Here is a 19,004-nt window from a genome sequence, read left to right as displayed (position 1 = left end):
CTGTTGTATCAGGCAATGTCAAAATAAACGGCTTAAGCGGCCTCGCGCAAAGACCGCACGCCGCGCTGCCGGATCAAGCGGATATAGGTATCAGCCACCACTTGGTTAATCGCGTCCCAGCTATAATTCAGCGACCGCGCTTCCCCGGCAGCGCCATGTTCGGCGCGGATTTCGGGATGTTCGCAATATAGCTGCAGCGCGTCGGCATACTGATTGATTGCGCCCGGTGTAATCAAACGGCCCGATTGCTTGTCCTCAACGAGGCTTTGGCTGCCGGTCGCCTTTGCCGCAACCACCGGCACGCCGCAGGCCATCGCCTCCAGCGTCACATTGCCGAAAGTTTCGGTGACCGATGGGTTGAATAAGATATCCATGCTGGCCACTGCCCGGCCCAAATCGGCGCCGCCCTGAAAACCCACAAAGGCCGCATCGGGCAGGCGCGATTCAAACCAGCTTTTTGCCGGTCCTTCGCCAATCACCATCACTTTATGCGCTATTTTGCGGCGGTTAAGCTGATCAATGGCGTCGGAAAATACGTCCAGCCCCTTTTCCATCACCAACCGCCCCAAAAAGCCAATCACCGGCACATCTTCGGCGATCCCCTGAGCGTTGCGCCATTTCAGATCGCGGCGGCCACTGTTAAAAATATCGCGGTCCACGCCGCGCGACCAGATGTCGATATCATAATTCATCCGCTGTTCGCGCAGCACCTGCGCAAAACTTTCCGATGGGGCAACCAGCGCGTCGCATTTGCGATACAGCTTACGCAGCCATGCCACCATCAGCGGTTCGACAAAGGCGAGATTATAATAACGGAAATAGGTTTCAAACCGGGTATGCACCGAACATAGCACCGGCAAGTTGCGCCGCCGGGCCCATTTCGCCGCCTGACGCGATACACGGTCGGGTGAGGAAATGTGGATTATATTCGGATTAAACGTCTCCATATCCCGCTTCACCCGGCCCGATAGATGCAGCGGCAGGCGGTATTCAGGCCGGTTCGGAATGGCCATGGACGGCACACTGACCAAATCGCCGGTGGGCGCAAATGCCGGATTGTCCACGGTGGGCGAATAGACCCGCACCTCAGCACCCTGAGCCAATAAATAGCCGACAAGGCGGTTCAGCGCCTTATTCGCGCCGTCCGTTGTCATATTATAATTGCCGCTGAACAGCGCAATGCGAAGGTCGCTTGTTTTCATCGCCGCGCTTTTATCGGGGCAAATGGAAAAAGCCAATGGGCAAGGGCAATTATTGCCGATAGATTGGCGGGGTTATGATTAGCAGCTATATCGACACCCTGCTTATCGGCGGGCCAAAACCGTTTCGCGCCGACGGGACGCAAAGCGCCATGGCACGCGAGGCAGTGAGCGCACCTGTCATGCTGCGCCGCCACGGATTTGATGGGGATCAGGTTGCCGATCCATCGGTACACGGCGGCGCGGATAAAGCAGTGCATCTTTATCCGACCGAACATTATCCTTGTTGGACGGCAAAGCTGGACGGGCATCGGTTATTGCAGGCTGCGGGCGCTTTCGGTGAGAATATCAGCGCGTCTGGCTTTACCGAATCCCGCGTCAAAATCGGCGACCGTTTCCACATTGGCGCTGCACTGGTGGAGGTGGCGCAGGGGCGTCAACCCTGCTGGAAAATCGACCATCATTTTGGACTGCACGGCCTGTCGCGAGAGATTATCCGAACGGGCCGCTGCGGCCTATATTTCCGCGTTATCGAAGAAGGCTTCGTCGCGCCGGGTGATACGATGCAACAGGCTGAGGCGGCCCCGCATGACTGGACCATTGCCCGGACCTTCAAACTGCTCGTCGCCGGCGGCCACCGCGCAGCTGGCGCAGCGGACGAACTGCGTCAATTAGCAAAGCTTGAGACGCTGGCGGAAGTATGGAGAAAAAGAGCAGCGGCGCTGGCAGGCGAGCGGTGAGGTGAGTGAGTTTGGTGGGGTATCCTTGGAATTTAAGGCCGGAGTTGCGCACGGAATTACTTGCCAATAAATGCAATGCCGATCAATCTATGGCGTGAATATATAGGGGGTTTTGTGGGTCGCAACATTTACGGGAATTACGGATATTACCAAATACGGATTTGCGCGCCTGTCTCATGGAGCTTTATGACATGGAACGGCCGCACAGCAGAAGTGGTCGCCGTGGGTTTCCGGACCGACCAAACCAACACCCGCTTCATCATCCCCGACGACTTTGAATATGACACCGACGTGTTCAGCCTGCCCAATTTGAGGGGGTATGGCGAGCTGTGGGAAGTGGCGAATGATAACCGTGATATAGCACACAAAGGCTCTACGCTAAGTCAGAGTGGGTGGATAGATAGCAAGGGAAAAGCTGCGTGAATCATTGGGCAATGCGATTAGGAGCAATATTAATGCTGTTTGGTTTATTTGGATGCAATGAAGAACTGCAGGATAAATTGGCCATTGTAAAAGGGCAAAGTTATCTGATCCCTTGGCAAGATCGCCCAGTCATAAATAATAGAACTAGGGGTACGTATGTTCGTATTTCACAAAAAGAAATCACCGGTGGTACAAAAATACAATTGAAGGTGGATCCTCGCTGGTACGAATTTCAGGTGAATAATAATTATCCTAGCTTATTTGGATATGGAGGAAAAAATATTTCAGTAAATGGAGATTTTGTAAAAATAGATACTATAATTGGTCGAGTTTTATGTGAAAAGCCGTATAATGAATACACCAAATACGTATCATGCGGTTTTCGTTTGTTAGATGAAGAAGTGAGCTGGTCGGTTAATTTCAGTTCCAAGGATATTGATCAAGTTGAGCACATAAAATCTGAGGCAGAGAAAATATTAAAATCATACAGGGAAGCCGCCAATGTTAAGTAGAGCTGCTAAAATAGCAAACGTTCAAGATTTTTTGGATAGAGGCGATTACCCAGGTGGCTATCGTTACATTGCCGAACAAATACGTAATGACTCCCGATATAATCCGAAACTGGCTGGATGGTTCGAGGCAGCTGCCGAGATAAATGGTGATCCAGATAGCTTCCTGCGCGATTATGTCTTCACAAGCAACGCCTTCGCTGCTGATCTTAATCCCGGCGATCCGGCCGTGCTTGCCGAAAATCAGCGTGTGTCTGATATTCTCGCGCGTGACGTTTTGCGCGACTACATTGAGGCGGAGCGCGAGGGATTGGTCCTTACACCGCAGGACATTTATGAGGCAGACGTTTCGTCTGCAGTCGAAGAATTTGGGCAGCGTATTGGCGCTCCCAACCGAATAAAGCCCCATGAGTGGGCGGGTGGTTGGCCTGGCGCGGTTCTTTATGATTTCTCCGTGGCGGCAGACTACCAACCTAATGTTTATGAGAATATAGTGAATTGGGATATCAATGCTCTAAAAACTCTCGCCTATCTTTCGCGTGACTTTGCCGAAGATGTTTTAGAAGAGCTGCAAAAGCTAAGTGATTTTTTCTCAGAGCAGTTTTGGAATAGCCTTCCTAATGCTTTCTCTCGGTATCCAAGCCTTTGGCTTCCAGCTATCTTCGGCACCTACTTCTTCAACCGCGACCCTCTTGTGCTCGATCTCAACACAGGTGACGTATCGCTGACGTCGCTGTTTAATTCCGCGACCTTCTTTGATCTGGATAGCAATGGCTTTGCCGAACGGACGGGCTGGGTGCGTCCGGGCGAGGGGCTGCTCGCGCTGGATGTGAATGGCAATGGCCGCATTGATAATGGCGCGGAGTTATTTGGTACGCCGACGACCGACGGATTTACGATATTGCGGCAATACGACAGCAATGGCGATAACCGGATTACGTCCGATGATGCGATATGGAATAGCCTGCTGATTTGGCGCGATGGGAATGGCGACGGGATCAGCACGCCCGACGAGCTGACCAGTATAAATGACAATGATATCCGATCGATCAGTTTGAATGATCGCGCGCCGATTGGCGCCGAAGCGAACCGCCTTGGCAATTCTATTTTGGGCATAAGCAGTTTTGTGACACAGGACGGCCGCACAGCAGAAGTGGTCGCCGTGGGTTTCCGCACCGACCAAACCAACACCCGCTTCATCATCCCCGACGACTTTGAATATGACACCTACGTGTTCAGCCTGCCCAATTTGAGTTCGGCAAATGATAATCAGTTTTTTGGGAATAAGGGGCTAGCAGTATGTTCAGATTTTTAATTATCAGCTTCCTGCTTTTTCTTTTTGGATGTGGGGATAGTGGAGTAAACAAGAGATTTGATGAAAATTCCGGAGATATTGTTAACCCTGTTATGGAGTTATTGAAAACAAAAGATGGCCAGCGACTAAATTTAGACTATATAGAGAAATATCACCCCAATTCTCTCGTTTGTTTTTTTTCTTATTATTCAACAACCGATGTACATAAATTAAATATACCTTCAAAACTAAGAGATAAATATAAAATTGTATATAACATGAAGCAGTTGCCAAGTGAGAGGTTTATCGAAGGCGGTCAATCTGGTCTAACTGTTATTTCAAATAAAACACAATATAACTATGTCTTACGATACTCAACTCCTGTCAATATTACAACAGGTGCGTCAAATTTTTGTGTAGAAGCAAAAAAATCATTTATTTTGAATATCGAAAATCCTGCAGACTGGAATAATATAAAAGCGTCAGGCTTATATGTATTTGGAGATCAATGACTTCCGGTGACATAACACTAAACTCATGATTCTATTTCCAGCGGCTTGAACCTTATTTTGGCCATTAGGATGCATAGGAAAAAAAGGCGGTGGAATTGTTTCTTATTTGATATTGTACTCCGGAATGCTTTGAGCTGGTTGCTGCGGTGTCGGCAGAATATTTCGCGCGAAGGCGCAAAGATTTTGAAGATGGCGGCGTAGAGCGGTTAGGGCTCGTGGGAGGCCTGCCCCTTTGATAATCTTTGCGCTCTTTGCGCTCTTTGCGCGAAATAAATGGCTCTGCGCCGCCCGGTATACGCTCGGCCTGTGCGGTGCGAAGAAGGTGTAGGCCTAACCCGCCGCCCCTCTGCAAAACATCTGTCACCCTTTTGTCACCTTGGGACAAATGGCGCCGGTTCAGCCTTCTTGGTCATCTGCCGCGTGTAGCCTGATCCGGGTCACGCGTTTTTCGTCGCCGTCCAATATCTCCAGGCTCCAGCCGCTGGCGTCGTGGGTTAATATGTCGCCGGTGGCAGGCACTTGTCCGGCAATGACGAAGGCGAGGCCGCCTAATGTGTCGACATCCTCCGCGACATCGGCGAGCCGAGGGTCAATCGCGGCGGCCAGGTCGTCCAATTCGGCGCGGGCGTCGCATTCCCAAATGCCCGGTGCGGTTTCGAGGAACAAAGCTTCGGGCTCGTCATCATGTTCATCCTCAATCTCGCCAACGATTTCTTCGACGAGGTCTTCGATCGTGACCAGCCCTTCGGTGCCCGAATATTCATCGACGATGATCGCCAAATGCGTGCGTGTGGTGCGCATTTCGCTGAGCAGTTCGAGAACGCCCATGCTTTCGGGCACATAGCGCGGTTGACGGATGAAGGCTTCGAGGCTGCTGGGTTGCCCCTCGCCTGCGGCAAGGACGGCGAAGACGTCTTTGATATGGATCATGCCGATGATATTATCGAGCGTATCGTGGTAGACCGGCAAGCGGCTATGGCCATGTTCGGCGAAACTGGCGGTGACGTCGGCAAAGCTGGCTTTATCTTCAACCGCGATGATTTCGCTGCGCGGGACCATGACATCATCCACGCGGTGTTCCGAAAAATGCAGCAAATTGCGCAGCATAAGCCGCTCTGTTGCGGATAAATCTCCGCCGTTGCCGGATGGCGGGTCTTCTCCGCTTTCCTCTTCATGTTCGGCGATTGCTTCTTCAAGCTGTTCGCGCAGAGTCGGTTCGTGGTCGCGGCCAAAGAACATTGTCTTTAACCGCTGCCATAATCGCCCTTCATTCTCGCTATCTGCGCCGCTACGGCTTAGGCTCGTGCTGCTTAAACTGTCACCCTCTGGCATAATAGGGGTATTTTGGCCTCTTCGTTGTTGGTCAATATTCAATATATGGATTGGGCAGGCCCAATGATGCAAGCGCTTTTATTTCCATCGCCTCCATCGCTTCGGCCTCATGGTCCGTCATATGGTCAAATCCGAGCAGGTGAAGAGTACCATGGACGATCAAATGGCTGATATGCTGGGGCAGGGGAATATTCTTTTCCGCTGCCTCCGTCCCGCATATTTCATGGGCCAAAATCATATCGCCCAGCAGGATTTCGCCATCGTCGGTATTGGCCAAGCTCTCGAGCAGCACCGCGTCAAGCATGGGGAAGGACAAGATATTGGTCGGTTTATCCTTTTGCCGATAATCGCGGTTGAGGGCATGCACTTCTGCGTTATCCGCAAATCTTACGCTGACCGACAAGGTTGCAGCGGTTTCGGTTAGGCGCGCAAAAGGTGCGACAGCAATGGCGGCCGCGACCGCCTTTTCACAAAGGGATTGCCAGTCGCTGCCATCATCCCACCGGCCTTGGGCAGATAGATCGATTTCAATCATCGCCGCCTTCATAAGCATCGACGATCCGCCCAACCAATGGGTGGCGGACGACATCGGCGCTATTAAAGCGGATGGTGCTAATGCCCTCTATCCCCTCCAGCCTGTTGACCGCATCATTCAGGCCGGATTTATGGACGCCGCCGGGAATATCCACCTGCTTAGGGTCGCCGCAAATTACCATGCGGCTGTTCATGCCAAACCGGGTGAGCATCATCTTCATCTGCGCCGCTGTGGTATTTTGCGCTTCGTCCAAAATGATAAAGCTATCGGCCAATGTCCGCCCGCGCATAAAAGCAAGCGGGGCAATTTCAATTTCGCCATTCGCGATGCGCCGCTCAACCTGTTCAGCCGGAAGGCAATCATAGAGCGCGTCGTAAATCGGGCGCAGATAGGGATCGACCTTTTCCTTCATATCGCCGGGAAGGAAGCCAAGATGCTCGCCCGCCTCCACCGCTGGACGCGATAGGATGAGCCGGTCAACGGCCCCGGTGATCAGCATCGCCACCGCCTGCGCCACCGCCAAATAGGTTTTGCCGGTACCTGCAGGGCCGAGAGCAAAGATAATGTCATCGCGGGCAAGCGCCTGCATATAGGGGATTTGCGTTGCGCTGCGCGGGACGAGTGTTTTCTTGCGCGTTCGGATCATTACCTGCGGCGCGTCGGCGCTTTTGCGGACGATGCCGTCCAGCGTCGGTTCGCTCGACATGGCGATGACCGCTTGCACGGTTTCGAGATCGATTTGCTCCCCGCGAAGGACGCGCGAATAAATATCATTTAGCACGTCGCGGGCGCGGGCGGTGACGCTGGCTTCGCCTTCGATCTGAACCTTATTGCCGCGGGCAGAGATATAGACGCCCAGCCGATTTTCTATCGCAACCAGATTCTGGTCAAATTCGCCGAAAACCCCCGTTATCAAATGGGGTTTGTCAAAGCTGATTTCGAGGCGGGACATATCGCCGGGCCTGGCTGCTGCTTTTTTTGCCATTCAGGCTGCTGCCTGCATAAGAACGTCTCCTGTTACGCTGCTATAACCAGCTTCGTTAATCTGTACCCGGACCATATCACCGATTTTCAGTCCGGGCATATCGACATGCGTGGATTGCAGCCATGGCGATTTGCCAATCAGCTGCCCTTCATACTTGCCCTTTCGCTCCAACAATATGTCGCAGCTTTGGCCAATGACCGACCGGTTAAATTCATATTGTTGTTGGCCCAATAGCTGTTGCAGCCTTTGTAGGCGTTCATCCATGATCTGGGGCGCGACCTGATCTGCCATCGTCGCAGCCGGCGTGCCGGGGCGCGGCGAATATTTGAAGCTATAGGCCGATGCATAGTTGATATACTCGACAAGCCGCATGGTATCTTCAAAATCACCATCGCTTTCGCCGGGAAAGCCAACGATAAAGTCGCCCGAAATGGCGATGTCAGGGCGGATTTTGCGCACGGCGTCGATGATCCGGCGGTAGCTGTCGGCACTATGGCTGCGGTTCATCGCTTTTAATATCCGGTCGCTTCCGGCCTGCACTGGCAAATGCAAGTAGGGCATCAGTTTTTCAACATCGCCATGCGCCGCGATCAGGCCATCTGTCATATCATTGGGGTGGCTGGTGACATAGCGGATGCGGGCCAGCCCCGAAATCCGGTCCAATGCGCGGATTAAATCCTCAAGTCCAACCGCATTGCCGCTATCATCTTCGCCGGTCCAGGCATTCACATTTTGGCCGAGCAGCGTGATTTCCTTGGCGCCGCCATCGACCAGCGCCTTGGCTTCGTCGATCAACGCGGACCAGCTGCGCGAAATCTCTGCGCCTCTGGTATAGGGGACGACGCAATAGGTGCAAAATTTGTCGCATCCTTCTTGCACCGTCAAAAACGCGGTTGGTCCCGATTTGCGCTTTTTGGGTAGCACGTCAAATTTGTCGAGGCCGGGCAAGTCTAAATCAAGCCCGCGTTTGCCAGCGGCCACGCCAGCAATCATTTCGGGCAGTTTATGATATGCTTGTGGTCCCACAACAATATCGACGCTGGGTGAACGGCGGCTAATTTCTGCCCCTTCGGCCTGCGCCACGCATCCGGCAACGGCGATCATTGGCTGGGCGCCGTTTGCCTGTTTGCGCTTTTTCCCAACACGGCCGATTTCGGAATAGACCTTCTCCGCCGCTTTTTCCCGAATGTGGCAGGTATTCAGCACAATCAGGTCAGCGTCATCCTTAGACGATGACGTCATTCCCTGCGCCGCAAATTGGTCGGCCATCCGTTCGCCATCATACACATTCATCTGGCATCCATAATTTTGCACAAAGAATGTTTTTGGGGCTTTTTTGGGCGAATCTACTGTCGTGCCTTTGGTCATAGTCTGCCCTATATACGTCTTGGCAAATGACCGCCAGCGTCAACCATCGCGCTGATCCGAGAGCGGACCTCTCCGGCGATTTCTTTGCGATTGGCATAATCGGACGGGTCAAACGGTTCGAGATAGTAAACCCGTGCCGCCATTGGCTTTAACCGCGACAGCAGCCGCCACGCATTGGCAGGCGCCGTTTCTTCGCCCACCCAAGCAATCTCATCGGTATCCTTGCCATAGCTGATAAAAACAGGCTGCACCATCATGCCCGGCGGGGGCGGCGACAATACGGCAAATAAAGCGGGCTTAAATGGGTTCAGGAAGGTGCCATCATTGGTTGTACCTTCTGGGAAAATTGTCACTGGCTGTTTGCCATCAATAGCCGCTTTTAGGTTGGCGACCTGTTTATCCACGCTCATCCGATCCTCGCGTGAGACAAAGATGGTTCGATTGAGTTTGCACAGCCAGCCAACTATCGGCCAGCTTTTAATCCCATCCTGAGCCACGAAGGTACATCCGGTGAATCCAGCAATCAGGGGTATGTCCATCCAGCTGATATGATTGGCGGCGTAAAACACATTTCGTTTCAACCGCTTTCCGTAGAAACGCGGAATGACTCCGCATATCCAGTTAATAGAATGCAAAAACATTTGCGGCCAAGGGGATGGCAAACGGAATAAGCGCCAAAGCCCATGACCGGCAATGCATATGAGCATCGACCCTATGATACCCAATGTCCGCGCGACGAACAATATCTGCCCCAATGCCAGGGCCAGCGGTTTCCTGTGCTCAATCCTTGCGGTCGATAGCAACGCCATATAGCTCCATTCGGTGATCGACGAGGCGATAACCTAATTTTTCGGCTATTACCTTTTGCAATGCTTCCAATTCAGGGTCGACAAATTCCACAACCTTACCGGTTTCAACATCGATCAAATGATCATGATGTGCTTCGGGTGCGGCTTCATACCGGGCGCGGCCATCGCCAAAATCATGGCGGTCCAAAATACCGGCCTCTTCAAACAGGCGAACGGTGCGATATACAGTGGCGATCGAGATTTTCGGGTCAACCGCAGAGGCGCGTTTATACATTTCCTCGACATCGGGATGGTCAGTCGCATCGGATATGACCCGCGCAATAACCCGTCGTTGCTCGGTAATCCGCAGACCGCGTTCGGCGCAAAGCGCTTCTATATCAATACGTGTTTCCATTGACCTACTTAAATCTCGATTTTGTTGACCTCAATGTAAGGCGTAGGGACGATTCGTCAATCAAAAGGGGGCGAAAAGCAAATGGGCCGCCCAAAAAGGACGGCCCAAGCAAAAGTGGAACCGAAATTCCTATAAAGATTATCTAATTTCTTACGCTTTTTTCTTGCGACCTGCGCCCGGTGCCCGGCCAAGGCCGATTTTCTTCGCCAATGTGCGCCGCACCTCGGCATAATCAGGGGCGACCATCGGGTAATCGGCGGGAAGGCCCCATTTTGTGCGATATTCTTCGGGGGTCATGCCGTAGTGAGTCATCAAATGCCGTTTCAGCATTTTCAATTTCTTACCGTCCTCTAGGCATACAATATGATCTTTTTTGACCGAGTTGCGAATGGGCACTGCCGGCGTCAAATCTTCGGGTTTGGTTTCAATTGAGGCTAAACCCGACAAGGCGCCATGCACATTGCCGATCAGCAATGCGATATCAGACACCGCTACACTGTTATTGCTGACATGCGCGGCGACGATATCTGCGGTCAGGGTAACCAACAATTCGGTTGTTTCATTCATTTCTTGGGTCATCATTATTTCCTTAAATCCAGCGACCAGCGCGGATTTGTTTACACTCCAGTATGGACGGCCCGATTAACATCATTGTCAGTAATCGTCAATTGATTAGTAACGCCATTGTCCAAATCGAAAAATTATGAGTATTGATTATCACTGAATAGACAAGTTCATAGTTATGGCATCGAAAGTCATACCGTTTGCGCCGGTATAATAATTTCGTCTCCGGCCTATTTCATTAAACCCCTTATTCTTATAGAAAATATGTGCTGGATTACCATCTCGTACCTCTAGGAACAGGGTCTTTCTTTCATTATTTACCATTTCTGCGATGATTTGCTTTAGTAAGATGGAGGCGATACCTTTGCGCTGCTGATCGGGGGCAACCGCGATCATCAGCAACTCTTCCTCCTCCAGCACCCAGCGGCTGATGGCAAAACCGATGACTGTATTGTCTTTGGCAATCGCGAGCCGGCTATTTGGTAGACTCAACGCCGCCAGCGTTTGAGCCGCTGTCCATGCTTCACCGAAAGCAGGGTCAAAGGCTTTTTGCATCACTGGCATTATTTCGGCGACATTATGAGCATCGCCATATTCTACCGCAATCATACCAGTATACCGGACGGCGATCCTTTCGCCGGCTTGGCATCTGGCGCACGGCCGTAAAAAGGACGCGGCGCAAGTTCATCGCTGGCCGCAATAAGGGGCCACATGGCGGCACTGGGAAGATGCTCATATGCTGCTGCGTTGCCGCGCGCTTCGGCAAATTGTTCGGCAACATCGCCGGCGATAACGGGTGCGGTAGAGATAGCCAAAGCAGCATCGGGTTTCATAGAAGCCGGATTACCGACCGGCTTTCCATCGGCAGCAAAGCTTTGGAAAAAATATTCCCCATGTCCGCCCGCCATAACGGCATCCACGGGCGTGCCACTGTTTGCCATGGCGGCAATCAATGCCAAGCAGTTATAACCAAAACAATCGGCCTGCCAGGCAAGCGCAAGCGCCTTTGCCGCTGAAATCCCGACGCGAATTCCGGTAAAACTGCCGGGGCCGATATTAACTGCGATCCGGTCTGCTCGCCCATTTTCCGGCAAAGATTGTATAAACGGAATCAGCTTTTCGGCATGGCCGCGGCCGATAACCTCATGGCGTGCGGCAACTGGTTCGTCGCCGTAAAACAGCGCGACGGAACAGGCTTTCGTTGCGGTATCAATAACCAATATGCGCGGCGGTGCAGTCATAGGGATACCGCGCTTACCGGATCACAGGATATTGTTAAAGCGTTCAAATGCGGGCCGAGGGCTGCGCTCAAAAATGCTTTCTGGATCGCCATAGCCAAGCGTAGTGATGAAATTGGCTTTGACGTTGGAGCCGGCAAAAAACCCTTCATTAACCGCCTCGGCGTTAAATCCTGACATTGGACCTGTATCAAGCCCGAGCGCCCGAGCTGCTAGGATCAGATAAGCGCCCTGCAGCGAGCTGTTTCGAAACGCGGTGGATTCAGCAAGCTCCTTATTTCCGGTGAACCAGCTTTTTGCGTCGGTATGCGGGAATAATTCGGGAAGCTCTTCATAAAAATCATAATCCATGCCGATAATCGCGGTAACCGGTGCTTTGCGAATTTTTTCCGCATTGCTGTCCATTGCCATGGAGGCAATTTTCTCTTTTGCGTCATCGCTAACACACCAGATAATCCGCGCAGGCAAACAGTTGGCCGATGTCGGCCCCATTTTCATCAACTCCCAAATTGCCTCCAACTGCTCCTGGCTTACCGCCTTGTCCAGATAGCCATTATAGGTTCGCGCTTCGCGGAATAGCTGATCTAGCGCTTTATCATCGAGAGGCGTATTTGCGGGCATTTTATATGTCCTTTATTATATTAATAGGGAGACGAGGGTGCCGCTCAGTCTAAGCCTGGCGGACTTCGGTTACTTCGGGAACATAATGTTTGAGCAGGCTCTCAATACCCTGTTTCAACGTCGCCGACGAAGACGGGCAACCCGAACAAGCACCTTGTAACTGCAGAAAGACGACCCCGCGCTGAAAGCCGCGATAAACAATATCGCCGCCATCATTCGCGACCGCTGGGCGGACGCGGGTTTCGATCAGGTCTTTTATCTGGTCAACAATTTCTGCATCGGCAGGATCATCCAAAGGCAAGTCATCATCGGCATCACCGGGAACCGCAATTGCGCCTGCGCTGCCGGGAGAAAATAGAGGCATATTGGCGGTGAAATGATCGAGTAATATGCCCAGTATATCGGGCTTCAAATAGGACCATTCGACACCGGGCGCGGCAGTCACAGAAATAAAGTCGCGCCCGAAAAATACGCCGGTCACATCGCCCAGGTCAAATAAGGCTTTGGCCAAAGGAGATATTTCTGCTTCTTCGGGGCTCGCAAAATCGCGCGTTCCGCTATCCATAACGGGCCGCCCGGGCAAAAATTTGACAGTGGCGGGATTTGGCGTGTTTTCGGTTTCTATCAACATGCTTTCCATGTGGTGAGTGACGCCGCAAAGTGCAAGAGCGTTTTACTTGACAGATTAGGGCGCGCAGCGGACGGTGTTTGCGACAGGAGAAACTGATGGCAATATTTGACGGCAAAACTGCATGGATAACGGGCGCTTCATCGGGAATAGGCGAGGCGCTGGCCAAGGCATTTGTGGCGACCGGGGGAAGCGTCATTTTGTCAGGGCGCAACATGACCGAATTGCAGCGCGTAGCCGTGGAAACAGGTGCGCCGGAGAAATGCCTTGTTCTTCGTTTCGATACAACGGCATATGACAAGCTGCCCGAATATGCCCAAAAAGCGATAGATTTTAAGGGGCGCATCGATGTGCTGGTCAACAATGCCGGTATATCGCAACGGTCGCTCGCCATTGATACCGATGCCAGTGTATATGACCGGATCATCGACGTAGATCTGCGCGCGCCTATTGCCTTGACCCAAGTGATGCTGCCTCATTTGTTGGAAAATGGCGCAGGGCATGTGGTCATGATTTCCAGCGTTGCGGGAAAAGTCGGTGTGCCCATGCGCACCGCTTATTGTGCCGCAAAACACGGTTTGATCGGTTATAGTGATGCGCTGCGCAGCGAAGTTGCGGGGCAGGGGGTCCATGTTCTCGTGGTAACGCCCGGATCGGTGCGCACCAATGTGTCGCGCAATGCGCTGAACGCGGATGGCAAGGCGCGCGGCATGAGTGATAAGGCGATCGATAATGGTATTGATCCCGATGAAGTCGCGCGGTTGATTTGGGACGGCGTAAGCAGCGGAAAGCGGGAGCTGTTAATTGCAGAAGGTGTTGAGGCGACGTTGCCGCAGCTGCGCGCGCAAGACGCTGAAAAATTGTTCGATATGATCGAAGCGATGGTCGCGCAGGGATATGTGGAAAAAATGCAGGCTGAATAGCTGCTGGTGAGCTGCTAGGCAGTGTTGCTCAACCCTATCCGCGTGCCGCTCGTAGCGCGGCCCCTGCCGCAAAAGGGGATAATGCGGTCATAGCCAGCGATGTTGCCGCCAATAATTGTATCGCATTGCCCGGCGTTTCACCCAAAGTTCCAGCGCCAAATATCAATACAGGCACTGCCATCGGCACAAGCAGCAAACCGCCCAGCGCACTCGCGCCCTGAAGCCCGGCGGTCAGCGCGGCTATCGTTACGCCCAGCCCGGACAAAGCGGGCAGAGCAAAGGCGAGCGCGAGAAGCAGCATCGGCAATTTCCCCTCTGGCAATCCGATCAATGCGGATGCGACGATGGTGGCCAACAGCAAGGGCAGACCAAAGGCCATAATTTGCCCCGCGATTTTGGCGCTTGCGATCATTTCATCGGACCAGCCGCGAAGCGACAGTTGATCCAATATCCCTGCTTCGCGGTCCGGCAGGATGAGACGTTCAATCGGCAGCAAGCTGGATAGCAATGCAGCGACCCATAAAATGCCCCCACCAGTTTTAGCCAGCAGCAGCTTGTCAGGACCAGTCACAAAGGGGAATAAGGTTGCAACCGCCAGATAAAAAATGATCGGCAGCCACAGTCCGCCGCCCGTCCAGGCAAGGCGCATTTCGCGCAGCACAAGGTTAAGAAATCCGCTCATGCTGCTTTCCGCCCGGTGCCGAGGGTGATGCTGTCAGTTACATTGATGCTCGGTGATTGATGCGCCGCAACCAAAGCTATTCCGCCGCTGCCTGCATGACGCAGCAACGCCTGATCCAGCCGGGCGCAATTGGCGCTGTCGAGGCCATTATAGGGTTCGTCGAGCAACCAAATATCCGCGCCGCTGGCAATGACCCGGGCGAGGCTGGCGCGGCGGCGCTGCCCGGATGACAAATATCTTACGGGTACATCGGTTAGCGCGGTCAGGTCCATGGCGGCCAGTGCGTTATATTGATTATCCGCATTTGCCCCATCCATATTCGCCCAAAATGCGAGCGCTTTTTCCAATGGCAAGTTGCTATCCAGACCAAGATTCTCGTCAGATAGCGCCATATTGCCTTCCACCGAGACCTTGCCAGACACATTGGGTAACAGCTGCGCGACTATGCGTAGCAGCGTCGACTTTCCGCTGCCATTTGCACCCCGGACCCAGATAATGTCATTGGCCTGCGCCGACAAAGAAAAGCCTTGAAATATGATGCGGTTGCCGCGGATGACTGCGACATTTTCCATTTTTATATATGGTGATGATGCTTGACGTGACCGCATGGCACGACATAGGCATAAAGCGGCTTTGCGGTCCAGAGGCTTAACTATATCCGCTACCCCAATCACCGATAAAGGAATAGAATATGGCCATTACCAAATTGAATGAAACAGAGCGCGAAGCGGCTTTGGCACAGCTGCCGTTATGGAGCTATGATGCGGATGCCGATGCGATTTGCCGTAATGTGAAATTTGCCGATTTTGCAGAAGCCTTTGGCTTTATGGCGCGGGTGGCAATTTATGCGGAGAAAGCGGACCACCATCCCGAATGGTTCAATGTATATAACCGGGTGGAAATCAAATTGACCACGCATGACGCAGGCGGTGTGTCGCAGCGCGATATTGACCTTGCAAAGCAGATTGATAGCTGCCGCTAACCCTTGGGTTGTTCCGAACCGGCCAATATATGCGCTAGATCGCCAGTCAAGCTGACTTTCTGCTTGCGCAGGCGGCCGGGCATCCACCGCGCGGCAAAGGCCATTTGCTTGGCCATTTTATTGACCGGCGTATGCACTTTATCACCGTGAACAGCAGCCCATGCAGCCGGACCTATGATCGACACAGGGCTAACCATGACGCCTGAGGATTCCAGCATTTCCTTGCCCGACATATTGCTGCCTTCGGCAACGGCGGAGATGATATTCGTGTCGATAAAGCCTGGCATCAAGCAGCGCGATTTAATCCCGTGCCGCTGAAATTCAATATCGTGGGATTCGGCAAGTCCGCGGACGGCGAATTTTGTTGCGCTATAAACGCTCAAATCGGCAATGCCATATATGCCGGCTGCTGAAGCAGTGTATAAAATGCAGCTGCCCGGAGTGGCTTTTAACAGGTCAAAGCAGGCGCGCGTACCGCTGATCACACCGGTTAGGTTGACGGCGATCATCGCGTCGATATCGGCATCGGCCATTTCTTCAATCGGTCCGCCTTTGCCAATGCCGGCATTGTTAAAAAATACATCCATCCGCCCGCCCGACGCGGCGGCAAATTCGGCAACAGCATTCTTCCATTGCGCACGGTCGGTGACGTTGAGCATATGGACCGAGCTTTGCCCTTCAGGCAGCATTGCCGATGTTTCGGCCAAACCCTGGGCGTCGATGTCAGCCATGCCGATAAACCAGCCGCGCTCTGCAAAATAACGAGCAACTTCGCGGCCTAAGCCCGATGCGGCACCTGTTATGAAAATGCTTTTGCGGTTTTCGGCCATTGCGACTCTCCCTGTTAAATTACTCTTCCTACTATCACGCGACAGCAATTTGGGGTTGCGGTCAAGCGCTTCTTGATGTTGTCGCTCGCCCGCGTTAGGCCTTTGTGATCAAGGAGACATGTGATGCACCGTATTTTTGCGCTAGCACTATTTGCCGCATTTTGCCTTTTGGCTCAGCCAGCAAAAGCAGATGTTGCGATGACATTTTACAGCCATGATTTTGGCAGCAAATTCCCGCACGCCTTTTTCACGGTAAAGGGCAAACTCGACAGCAATGGGAAAGCGGTCGATGGCAGTTACGGTTTCACCGCCACCAGCGTTTCTCCAGCGATTTTAATGGGCAGCGTGAAAGGTGCGGTGCAAACGCCAAAGCCCAGCTATATTGCCAAAAGCAACGCGCATTTTACGGTGCGATTGTCCGATGCCGAATATGCCAAGGTGATGGCAATGGTTGGCCGCTGGCAGGCATTACCGGGTAAAAGCTATAATTTGGGCAAGCGAAATTGCGTTCATTTCATAATGGATGCGATCAGTATCGCCGGATTGAAATTAAATCGTCAAACCAAATATAAGAAAAAGCCGAAATCATTTTTGAATGAGGTGATGTCGCTTAATCCCGGCCTATCACTTTAGGAGGCGATGATATTTATGAGTTTACGGCCTAAATCGCTTTGAAGTCTTTTGCATAAATATGCCAAGTGAATATCGCCGCTGCGCCGCGGTGCGGACGCCAATCATCAGCGATTGCCCTCGTTTCCTTCTCGGATGGGCGGGCTGGTAAGGCGAGCAGGCGTCCCACACCCTCTTGCACGGCCAAATCCCCCGCAGGCCAAATGTCGCTTCGTCCTTCGGCAAATAGAAGGTAAATTTCCGCCGACCAACGGCCAATTCCTCTCACCCGGGTCAAATAGGCGATCGCCTCTTCATCATCATCGGGCAGGGCGTCTAGCGGCAAGCCGCCGGACAAAATCAACTCTGCAAGCGAACGCGCATAGCCTTGTTTTTGACGGCTAAGGCCGCAAGCCCGCAGCGTGTCAAAATCCTGCGCAATAAGTTTTTCTGCAGGACAATTTTCGCCGAGCAGCGCTTCCAGTTTTTTCCAAACGGATGCTGCCGCGGCGACGCTGACCTGTTGCCCCACAATGGTGCGTAGCAATGTTTGATAACCGCGCGGGCGGATGCGCGGTTCAGGATATCCGGCAAAAGCTACGGCGTCGGCAAAACGAGGTTCCACAGATGCCAGATGCGTCAGTGATTGCTCAATCTGTTTTGCCGAAAGTCCCATTATTTCAATTTCAACAAGGCCATCGGCGGACCGAAAATATCCGGGCTAACTTCCCATGACAGCTTTTTCATCCCACCCTGATCGGCGGGGCCTTCTTCGGTATTATTTGCCAGTATTTCGGCGTCGGTGGTCAGCGTGAATGTGCCTTTGACTGCAACAGGTTGTACTTTTGGTTCCTGACCCCGCATCATGCCCGTCATGGCACTGCCGCCCATCATCGCCAGTAGCGAAAAATCCGGGTCGCTGTGAAAAGCCGGAGCCTCGACCCGCAACCGGCCATCGTCCCATCGCGTAATGTGGATCATCGGTTGGCCAATGGCGTAGCGCGGGATGACCGGGAAAGCAAAATCATCGGCCAACTGGCCCTTAGTGGTGTAATCGACCATAAATAGCCCGTCACCGAGATGCTCGACCTTATTCCATCCTGCGAGCCGCTCCACCTCTTTGGTGAACCGCTCAATCGTTTTGGGGTCTTTGGGGTCAATACCGCCGAGCAGCATCGCAAATATCTTTTTCTGTTCTTCTTCGCGTTTTTTGCGGGCGGCCTGTGCTTCATCCCATTCTGCCCTTTGTTCCTCCACCTCAGCTGCGGTGCATTCACGTTCAGAAAAATCAGAATCCTCTACTTCTTCCCTGACAGCTTCGACTGCCGCCGCTGCTGCTTCTGCCGCGGTTTCATCGCTCTCATTTGTATCACTATCATCTTCATCCGGTTTGGCCGGTGCATCCTCTTGCACCAGCTCATAATCTTCCTGCGCCGTCGCGCTGGCCGCAGTGCCCGTCTTGCCCAATTTGATTTTTGCTAAAGCCGCTTCATTCCTGTGGCTTTTCTCATAGGCAGTCAGCTTTTTCTGAGCCTTTTTTTCTTCTTCTTTTTTCGCTTCTTCGGTTTTGGGATCAGGCGCTGGGCCCCAGCAGCTGGCCTCAAATTCACCTACCGCACCTTCGTCGCTCAATGATTCGCCGAGCATATTGGCAAGGCCCAGCAACTGGATCTGCCCTTTATAGGAAAAGCTGAATTCCCCGGATTTCATCACGGTCATTTCCGAGGTAAATTCGCCCGGCAGGATCAAACATCCGCTCAATCCGAGCGGCGCGATGATAGCGAGGCCCAATGCTGCGTATTTACGTAACTTCATTTTATACCCCCA

25 protein-coding genes are annotated in these 19,004 nt (G+C 52.7%); 8 read left to right on the top strand and 17 right to left on the bottom strand.

The features are described from left to right. Positions 1-32: 32 nt before the first annotated feature. Entirely contained in the window at positions 33-1,202 is a 1,170-nt protein-coding gene (locus tag ACFOWX_RS08335) for a glycosyltransferase family 4 protein (RefSeq protein WP_381423102.1), read from the bottom strand. 74 nt (positions 1,203-1,276) lie between these two features. On the opposite strand from ACFOWX_RS08335, the gene ACFOWX_RS08330 reads away from it, so the two are divergent. The 5 genes from ACFOWX_RS08330 to ACFOWX_RS08310 all read left to right on the top strand — a co-directional run bounded on the left by ACFOWX_RS08330 (position 1,277) and on the right by ACFOWX_RS08310 (position 4,677). Beyond that, the gene (locus tag ACFOWX_RS08330) at positions 1,277-1,939 is read left to right on the top strand and encodes an MOSC domain-containing protein (protein WP_381423100.1); all 663 of its coding nucleotides are present in this window, start codon (positions 1,277-1,279) and stop codon (positions 1,937-1,939) included. A gap of 186 nt (positions 1,940-2,125) precedes the next feature. Then, positions 2,126-2,362: a hypothetical protein gene (locus ACFOWX_RS08325; RefSeq protein ID WP_381423098.1), complete on the top strand. Its 237-nt coding sequence runs from the start codon at positions 2,126-2,128 to the stop codon at positions 2,360-2,362. Then, the gene (locus ACFOWX_RS08320) at positions 2,359-2,874 is read left to right on the top strand and encodes a hypothetical protein (RefSeq protein WP_381423096.1); all 516 of its coding nucleotides are present in this window, start codon (positions 2,359-2,361) and stop codon (positions 2,872-2,874) included. Before ACFOWX_RS08325 ends, ACFOWX_RS08320 begins: the two co-directional genes overlap by 4 nt. Before the next feature lie 31 nt (positions 2,875-2,905). Then, complete coding sequence (locus tag ACFOWX_RS08315; protein ID WP_381423094.1) at positions 2,906-4,186, top strand: hypothetical protein; 1,281 nt, start codon at positions 2,906-2,908, stop codon at positions 4,184-4,186. Continuing rightward, the gene (locus ACFOWX_RS08310; protein ID WP_381423092.1) at positions 4,171-4,677 is read left to right on the top strand and encodes a hypothetical protein; all 507 of its coding nucleotides are present in this window, start codon (positions 4,171-4,173) and stop codon (positions 4,675-4,677) included. Before ACFOWX_RS08315 ends, ACFOWX_RS08310 begins: the two co-directional genes overlap by 16 nt. Positions 4,678-5,073: 396 nt before the next feature. Here the strand turns inward: ACFOWX_RS08310 and ACFOWX_RS08305 are convergent, their stop codons facing one another. From ACFOWX_RS08305 to ACFOWX_RS08255, 11 genes are all read right to left on the bottom strand, one after another. After that, entirely contained in the window at positions 5,074-6,009 is a 936-nt protein-coding gene (locus tag ACFOWX_RS08305; protein ID WP_381423090.1) for a hemolysin family protein, read from the bottom strand. 31 nt (positions 6,010-6,040) lie between these two features. Next, positions 6,041-6,544: an rRNA maturation RNase YbeY gene (gene ybeY / locus ACFOWX_RS08300; RefSeq protein ID WP_381423088.1), complete on the bottom strand. Its 504-nt coding sequence runs from the start codon at positions 6,542-6,544 to the stop codon at positions 6,041-6,043. Continuing rightward, positions 6,537-7,529 (bottom strand): PhoH family protein, encoded by a 993-nt coding sequence (locus ACFOWX_RS08295; protein ID WP_381423086.1) that lies wholly within the window; start codon positions 7,527-7,529, stop codon positions 6,537-6,539. Before ACFOWX_RS08295 ends, ybeY begins: the two co-directional genes overlap by 8 nt. Then, complete coding sequence (gene miaB / locus ACFOWX_RS08290; RefSeq protein WP_381423084.1) at positions 7,530-8,897, bottom strand: tRNA (N6-isopentenyl adenosine(37)-C2)-methylthiotransferase MiaB; 1,368 nt, start codon at positions 8,895-8,897, stop codon at positions 7,530-7,532. Positions 8,898-8,905: 8 nt separating this feature from the next. Beyond that, positions 8,906-9,706: a lysophospholipid acyltransferase family protein gene (locus ACFOWX_RS08285; RefSeq protein ID WP_381423083.1), complete on the bottom strand. Its 801-nt coding sequence runs from the start codon at positions 9,704-9,706 to the stop codon at positions 8,906-8,908. After that, a complete protein-coding gene (locus ACFOWX_RS08280) occupies positions 9,678-10,100 on the bottom strand; it encodes a Fur family transcriptional regulator (protein WP_381423081.1) in 423 nt (140 codons plus the stop codon). Before ACFOWX_RS08280 ends, ACFOWX_RS08285 begins: the two co-directional genes overlap by 29 nt. Positions 10,101-10,250: 150 nt before the next feature. Next, the gene (locus ACFOWX_RS08275) at positions 10,251-10,679 is read right to left on the bottom strand and encodes a MucR family transcriptional regulator (protein WP_381424977.1); all 429 of its coding nucleotides are present in this window, start codon (positions 10,677-10,679) and stop codon (positions 10,251-10,253) included. Between the two features lie 138 nt (positions 10,680-10,817). Continuing rightward, on the bottom strand, positions 10,818-11,273 hold the full coding sequence (gene rimI / locus ACFOWX_RS08270; RefSeq protein ID WP_381423079.1) for a ribosomal protein S18-alanine N-acetyltransferase: 456 nt from the start codon (positions 11,271-11,273) through the stop codon (positions 10,818-10,820). Further along, positions 11,270-11,905: a tRNA (adenosine(37)-N6)-threonylcarbamoyltransferase complex dimerization subunit type 1 TsaB gene (gene tsaB / locus ACFOWX_RS08265; RefSeq protein WP_381423077.1), complete on the bottom strand. Its 636-nt coding sequence runs from the start codon at positions 11,903-11,905 to the stop codon at positions 11,270-11,272. The genes rimI and tsaB overlap by 4 nt, the downstream gene beginning before the upstream one ends. A 21-nt stretch (positions 11,906-11,926) precedes the next feature. After that, positions 11,927-12,523 carry a malonic semialdehyde reductase gene (locus ACFOWX_RS08260; RefSeq protein ID WP_381423075.1) on the bottom strand — a complete coding sequence of 199 codons (597 nt, stop codon included), beginning with the start codon at positions 12,521-12,523 and terminating at the stop codon, positions 11,927-11,929. 49 nt (positions 12,524-12,572) lie between these two features. After that, positions 12,573-13,154, bottom strand: a complete 582-nt coding sequence (locus tag ACFOWX_RS08255; protein ID WP_381423073.1) for a NifU family protein — start codon at positions 13,152-13,154, stop codon at positions 12,573-12,575. A 95-nt stretch (positions 13,155-13,249) separates the two neighbouring features. Here ACFOWX_RS08255 and ACFOWX_RS08250 point away from each other — a divergent pair, with 95 nt between their 5' ends. Continuing rightward, a complete protein-coding gene (locus ACFOWX_RS08250; RefSeq protein WP_381423071.1) occupies positions 13,250-14,074 on the top strand; it encodes an SDR family NAD(P)-dependent oxidoreductase in 825 nt (274 codons plus the stop codon). 34 nt (positions 14,075-14,108) lie between these two features. Here the strand turns inward: ACFOWX_RS08250 and ACFOWX_RS08245 are convergent, their stop codons facing one another. Then, complete coding sequence (locus ACFOWX_RS08245) at positions 14,109-14,756, bottom strand: heme exporter protein CcmB (RefSeq protein WP_381423069.1); 648 nt, start codon at positions 14,754-14,756, stop codon at positions 14,109-14,111. Next, positions 14,753-15,328 (bottom strand): heme ABC exporter ATP-binding protein CcmA, encoded by a 576-nt coding sequence (gene ccmA / locus ACFOWX_RS08240; RefSeq protein WP_381423067.1) that lies wholly within the window; start codon positions 15,326-15,328, stop codon positions 14,753-14,755. Before ccmA ends, ACFOWX_RS08245 begins: the two co-directional genes overlap by 4 nt. 119 nt (positions 15,329-15,447) lie before the next feature. Between ccmA and ACFOWX_RS08235 the strand changes: the two genes are divergently transcribed. Beyond that, positions 15,448-15,738, top strand: coding sequence for a 4a-hydroxytetrahydrobiopterin dehydratase (locus ACFOWX_RS08235; RefSeq protein ID WP_381423065.1), 291 nt, complete (start codon positions 15,448-15,450; stop codon positions 15,736-15,738). On the opposite strand, the gene ACFOWX_RS08230 is transcribed toward ACFOWX_RS08235, so the two are convergent. Beyond that, a complete protein-coding gene (locus tag ACFOWX_RS08230; RefSeq protein WP_381423063.1) occupies positions 15,735-16,568 on the bottom strand; it encodes an SDR family oxidoreductase in 834 nt (277 codons plus the stop codon). The genes ACFOWX_RS08235 and ACFOWX_RS08230 overlap by 4 nt on opposite strands. Positions 16,569-16,691: 123 nt before the next feature. Here ACFOWX_RS08230 and ACFOWX_RS08225 point away from each other — a divergent pair, with 123 nt between their 5' ends. Next, positions 16,692-17,201: a hypothetical protein gene (locus ACFOWX_RS08225; protein ID WP_381423061.1), complete on the top strand. Its 510-nt coding sequence runs from the start codon at positions 16,692-16,694 to the stop codon at positions 17,199-17,201. Between the two features lie 28 nt (positions 17,202-17,229). On the opposite strand, the gene ACFOWX_RS08220 is transcribed toward ACFOWX_RS08225, so the two are convergent. Both ACFOWX_RS08220 and ACFOWX_RS08215 read right to left on the bottom strand, forming a co-directional pair. Then, positions 17,230-17,853: a DNA-3-methyladenine glycosylase family protein gene (locus ACFOWX_RS08220; protein ID WP_381423059.1), complete on the bottom strand. Its 624-nt coding sequence runs from the start codon at positions 17,851-17,853 to the stop codon at positions 17,230-17,232. After that, positions 17,853-18,992 (bottom strand): hypothetical protein, encoded by a 1,140-nt coding sequence (locus ACFOWX_RS08215; protein WP_381423057.1) that lies wholly within the window; start codon positions 18,990-18,992, stop codon positions 17,853-17,855. Before ACFOWX_RS08215 ends, ACFOWX_RS08220 begins: the two co-directional genes overlap by 1 nt. Positions 18,993-19,004: the final 12 nt, after the last annotated feature.

It is taken from the genome of Sphingorhabdus arenilitoris, from assembly GCF_042651485.1.
GTDB classification, from domain to species: domain Bacteria; phylum Pseudomonadota; class Alphaproteobacteria; order Sphingomonadales; family Sphingomonadaceae; genus Sphingorhabdus_B; species Sphingorhabdus_B arenilitoris.
The sequence above is the reverse complement of the archived record's forward strand: the minus strand, read 5'-3'. Positions and strand labels throughout refer to the sequence as shown.

Coding starts and splice junctions, on each gene's coding strand:
- ACFOWX_RS08335 (WP_381423102.1), bottom strand. CDS start 1,202: ATGAAAACAAGCGACCTTCGCATTGCGCTGTTCAGCGGCAATTATAAT.
- ACFOWX_RS08330 (WP_381423100.1), top strand. CDS start 1,277: ATGATTAGCAGCTATATCGACACCCTGCTTATCGGCGGGCCAAAACCG.
- ACFOWX_RS08325 (WP_381423098.1), top strand. CDS start 2,126: ATGACATGGAACGGCCGCACAGCAGAAGTGGTCGCCGTGGGTTTCCGG.
- ACFOWX_RS08310 (WP_381423092.1), top strand. CDS start 4,171: ATGTTCAGATTTTTAATTATCAGCTTCCTGCTTTTTCTTTTTGGATGT.
- ACFOWX_RS08305 (WP_381423090.1), bottom strand. CDS start 6,009: ATGCCAGAGGGTGACAGTTTAAGCAGCACGAGCCTAAGCCGTAGCGGC.
- ybeY (WP_381423088.1), bottom strand. CDS start 6,544: ATGATTGAAATCGATCTATCTGCCCAAGGCCGGTGGGATGATGGCAGC.
- ACFOWX_RS08295 (WP_381423086.1), bottom strand. CDS start 7,529: ATGGCAAAAAAAGCAGCAGCCAGGCCCGGCGATATGTCCCGCCTCGAA.
- miaB (WP_381423084.1), bottom strand. CDS start 8,897: ATGACCAAAGGCACGACAGTAGATTCGCCCAAAAAAGCCCCAAAAACA.
- ACFOWX_RS08285 (WP_381423083.1), bottom strand. CDS start 9,706: ATGGCGTTGCTATCGACCGCAAGGATTGAGCACAGGAAACCGCTGGCC.
- ACFOWX_RS08280 (WP_381423081.1), bottom strand. CDS start 10,100: ATGGAAACACGTATTGATATAGAAGCGCTTTGCGCCGAACGCGGTCTG.
- ACFOWX_RS08275 (WP_381424977.1), bottom strand. CDS start 10,679: ATGACCCAAGAAATGAATGAAACAACCGAATTGTTGGTTACCCTGACC.
- rimI (WP_381423079.1), bottom strand. CDS start 11,273: ATGATTGCGGTAGAATATGGCGATGCTCATAATGTCGCCGAAATAATG.
- tsaB (WP_381423077.1), bottom strand. CDS start 11,905: ATGACTGCACCGCCGCGCATATTGGTTATTGATACCGCAACGAAAGCC.
- ACFOWX_RS08260 (WP_381423075.1), bottom strand. CDS start 12,523: ATGCCCGCAAATACGCCTCTCGATGATAAAGCGCTAGATCAGCTATTC.
- ACFOWX_RS08255 (WP_381423073.1), bottom strand. CDS start 13,154: ATGTTGATAGAAACCGAAAACACGCCAAATCCCGCCACTGTCAAATTT.
- ACFOWX_RS08250 (WP_381423071.1), top strand. CDS start 13,250: ATGGCAATATTTGACGGCAAAACTGCATGGATAACGGGCGCTTCATCG.
- ACFOWX_RS08245 (WP_381423069.1), bottom strand. CDS start 14,756: ATGAGCGGATTTCTTAACCTTGTGCTGCGCGAAATGCGCCTTGCCTGG.
- ccmA (WP_381423067.1), bottom strand. CDS start 15,328: ATGGAAAATGTCGCAGTCATCCGCGGCAACCGCATCATATTTCAAGGC.
- ACFOWX_RS08235 (WP_381423065.1), top strand. CDS start 15,448: ATGGCCATTACCAAATTGAATGAAACAGAGCGCGAAGCGGCTTTGGCA.
- ACFOWX_RS08230 (WP_381423063.1), bottom strand. CDS start 16,568: ATGGCCGAAAACCGCAAAAGCATTTTCATAACAGGTGCCGCATCGGGC.
- ACFOWX_RS08225 (WP_381423061.1), top strand. CDS start 16,692: ATGCACCGTATTTTTGCGCTAGCACTATTTGCCGCATTTTGCCTTTTG.
- ACFOWX_RS08220 (WP_381423059.1), bottom strand. CDS start 17,853: ATGGGACTTTCGGCAAAACAGATTGAGCAATCACTGACGCATCTGGCA.
- ACFOWX_RS08215 (WP_381423057.1), bottom strand. CDS start 18,992: ATGAAGTTACGTAAATACGCAGCATTGGGCCTCGCTATCATCGCGCCG.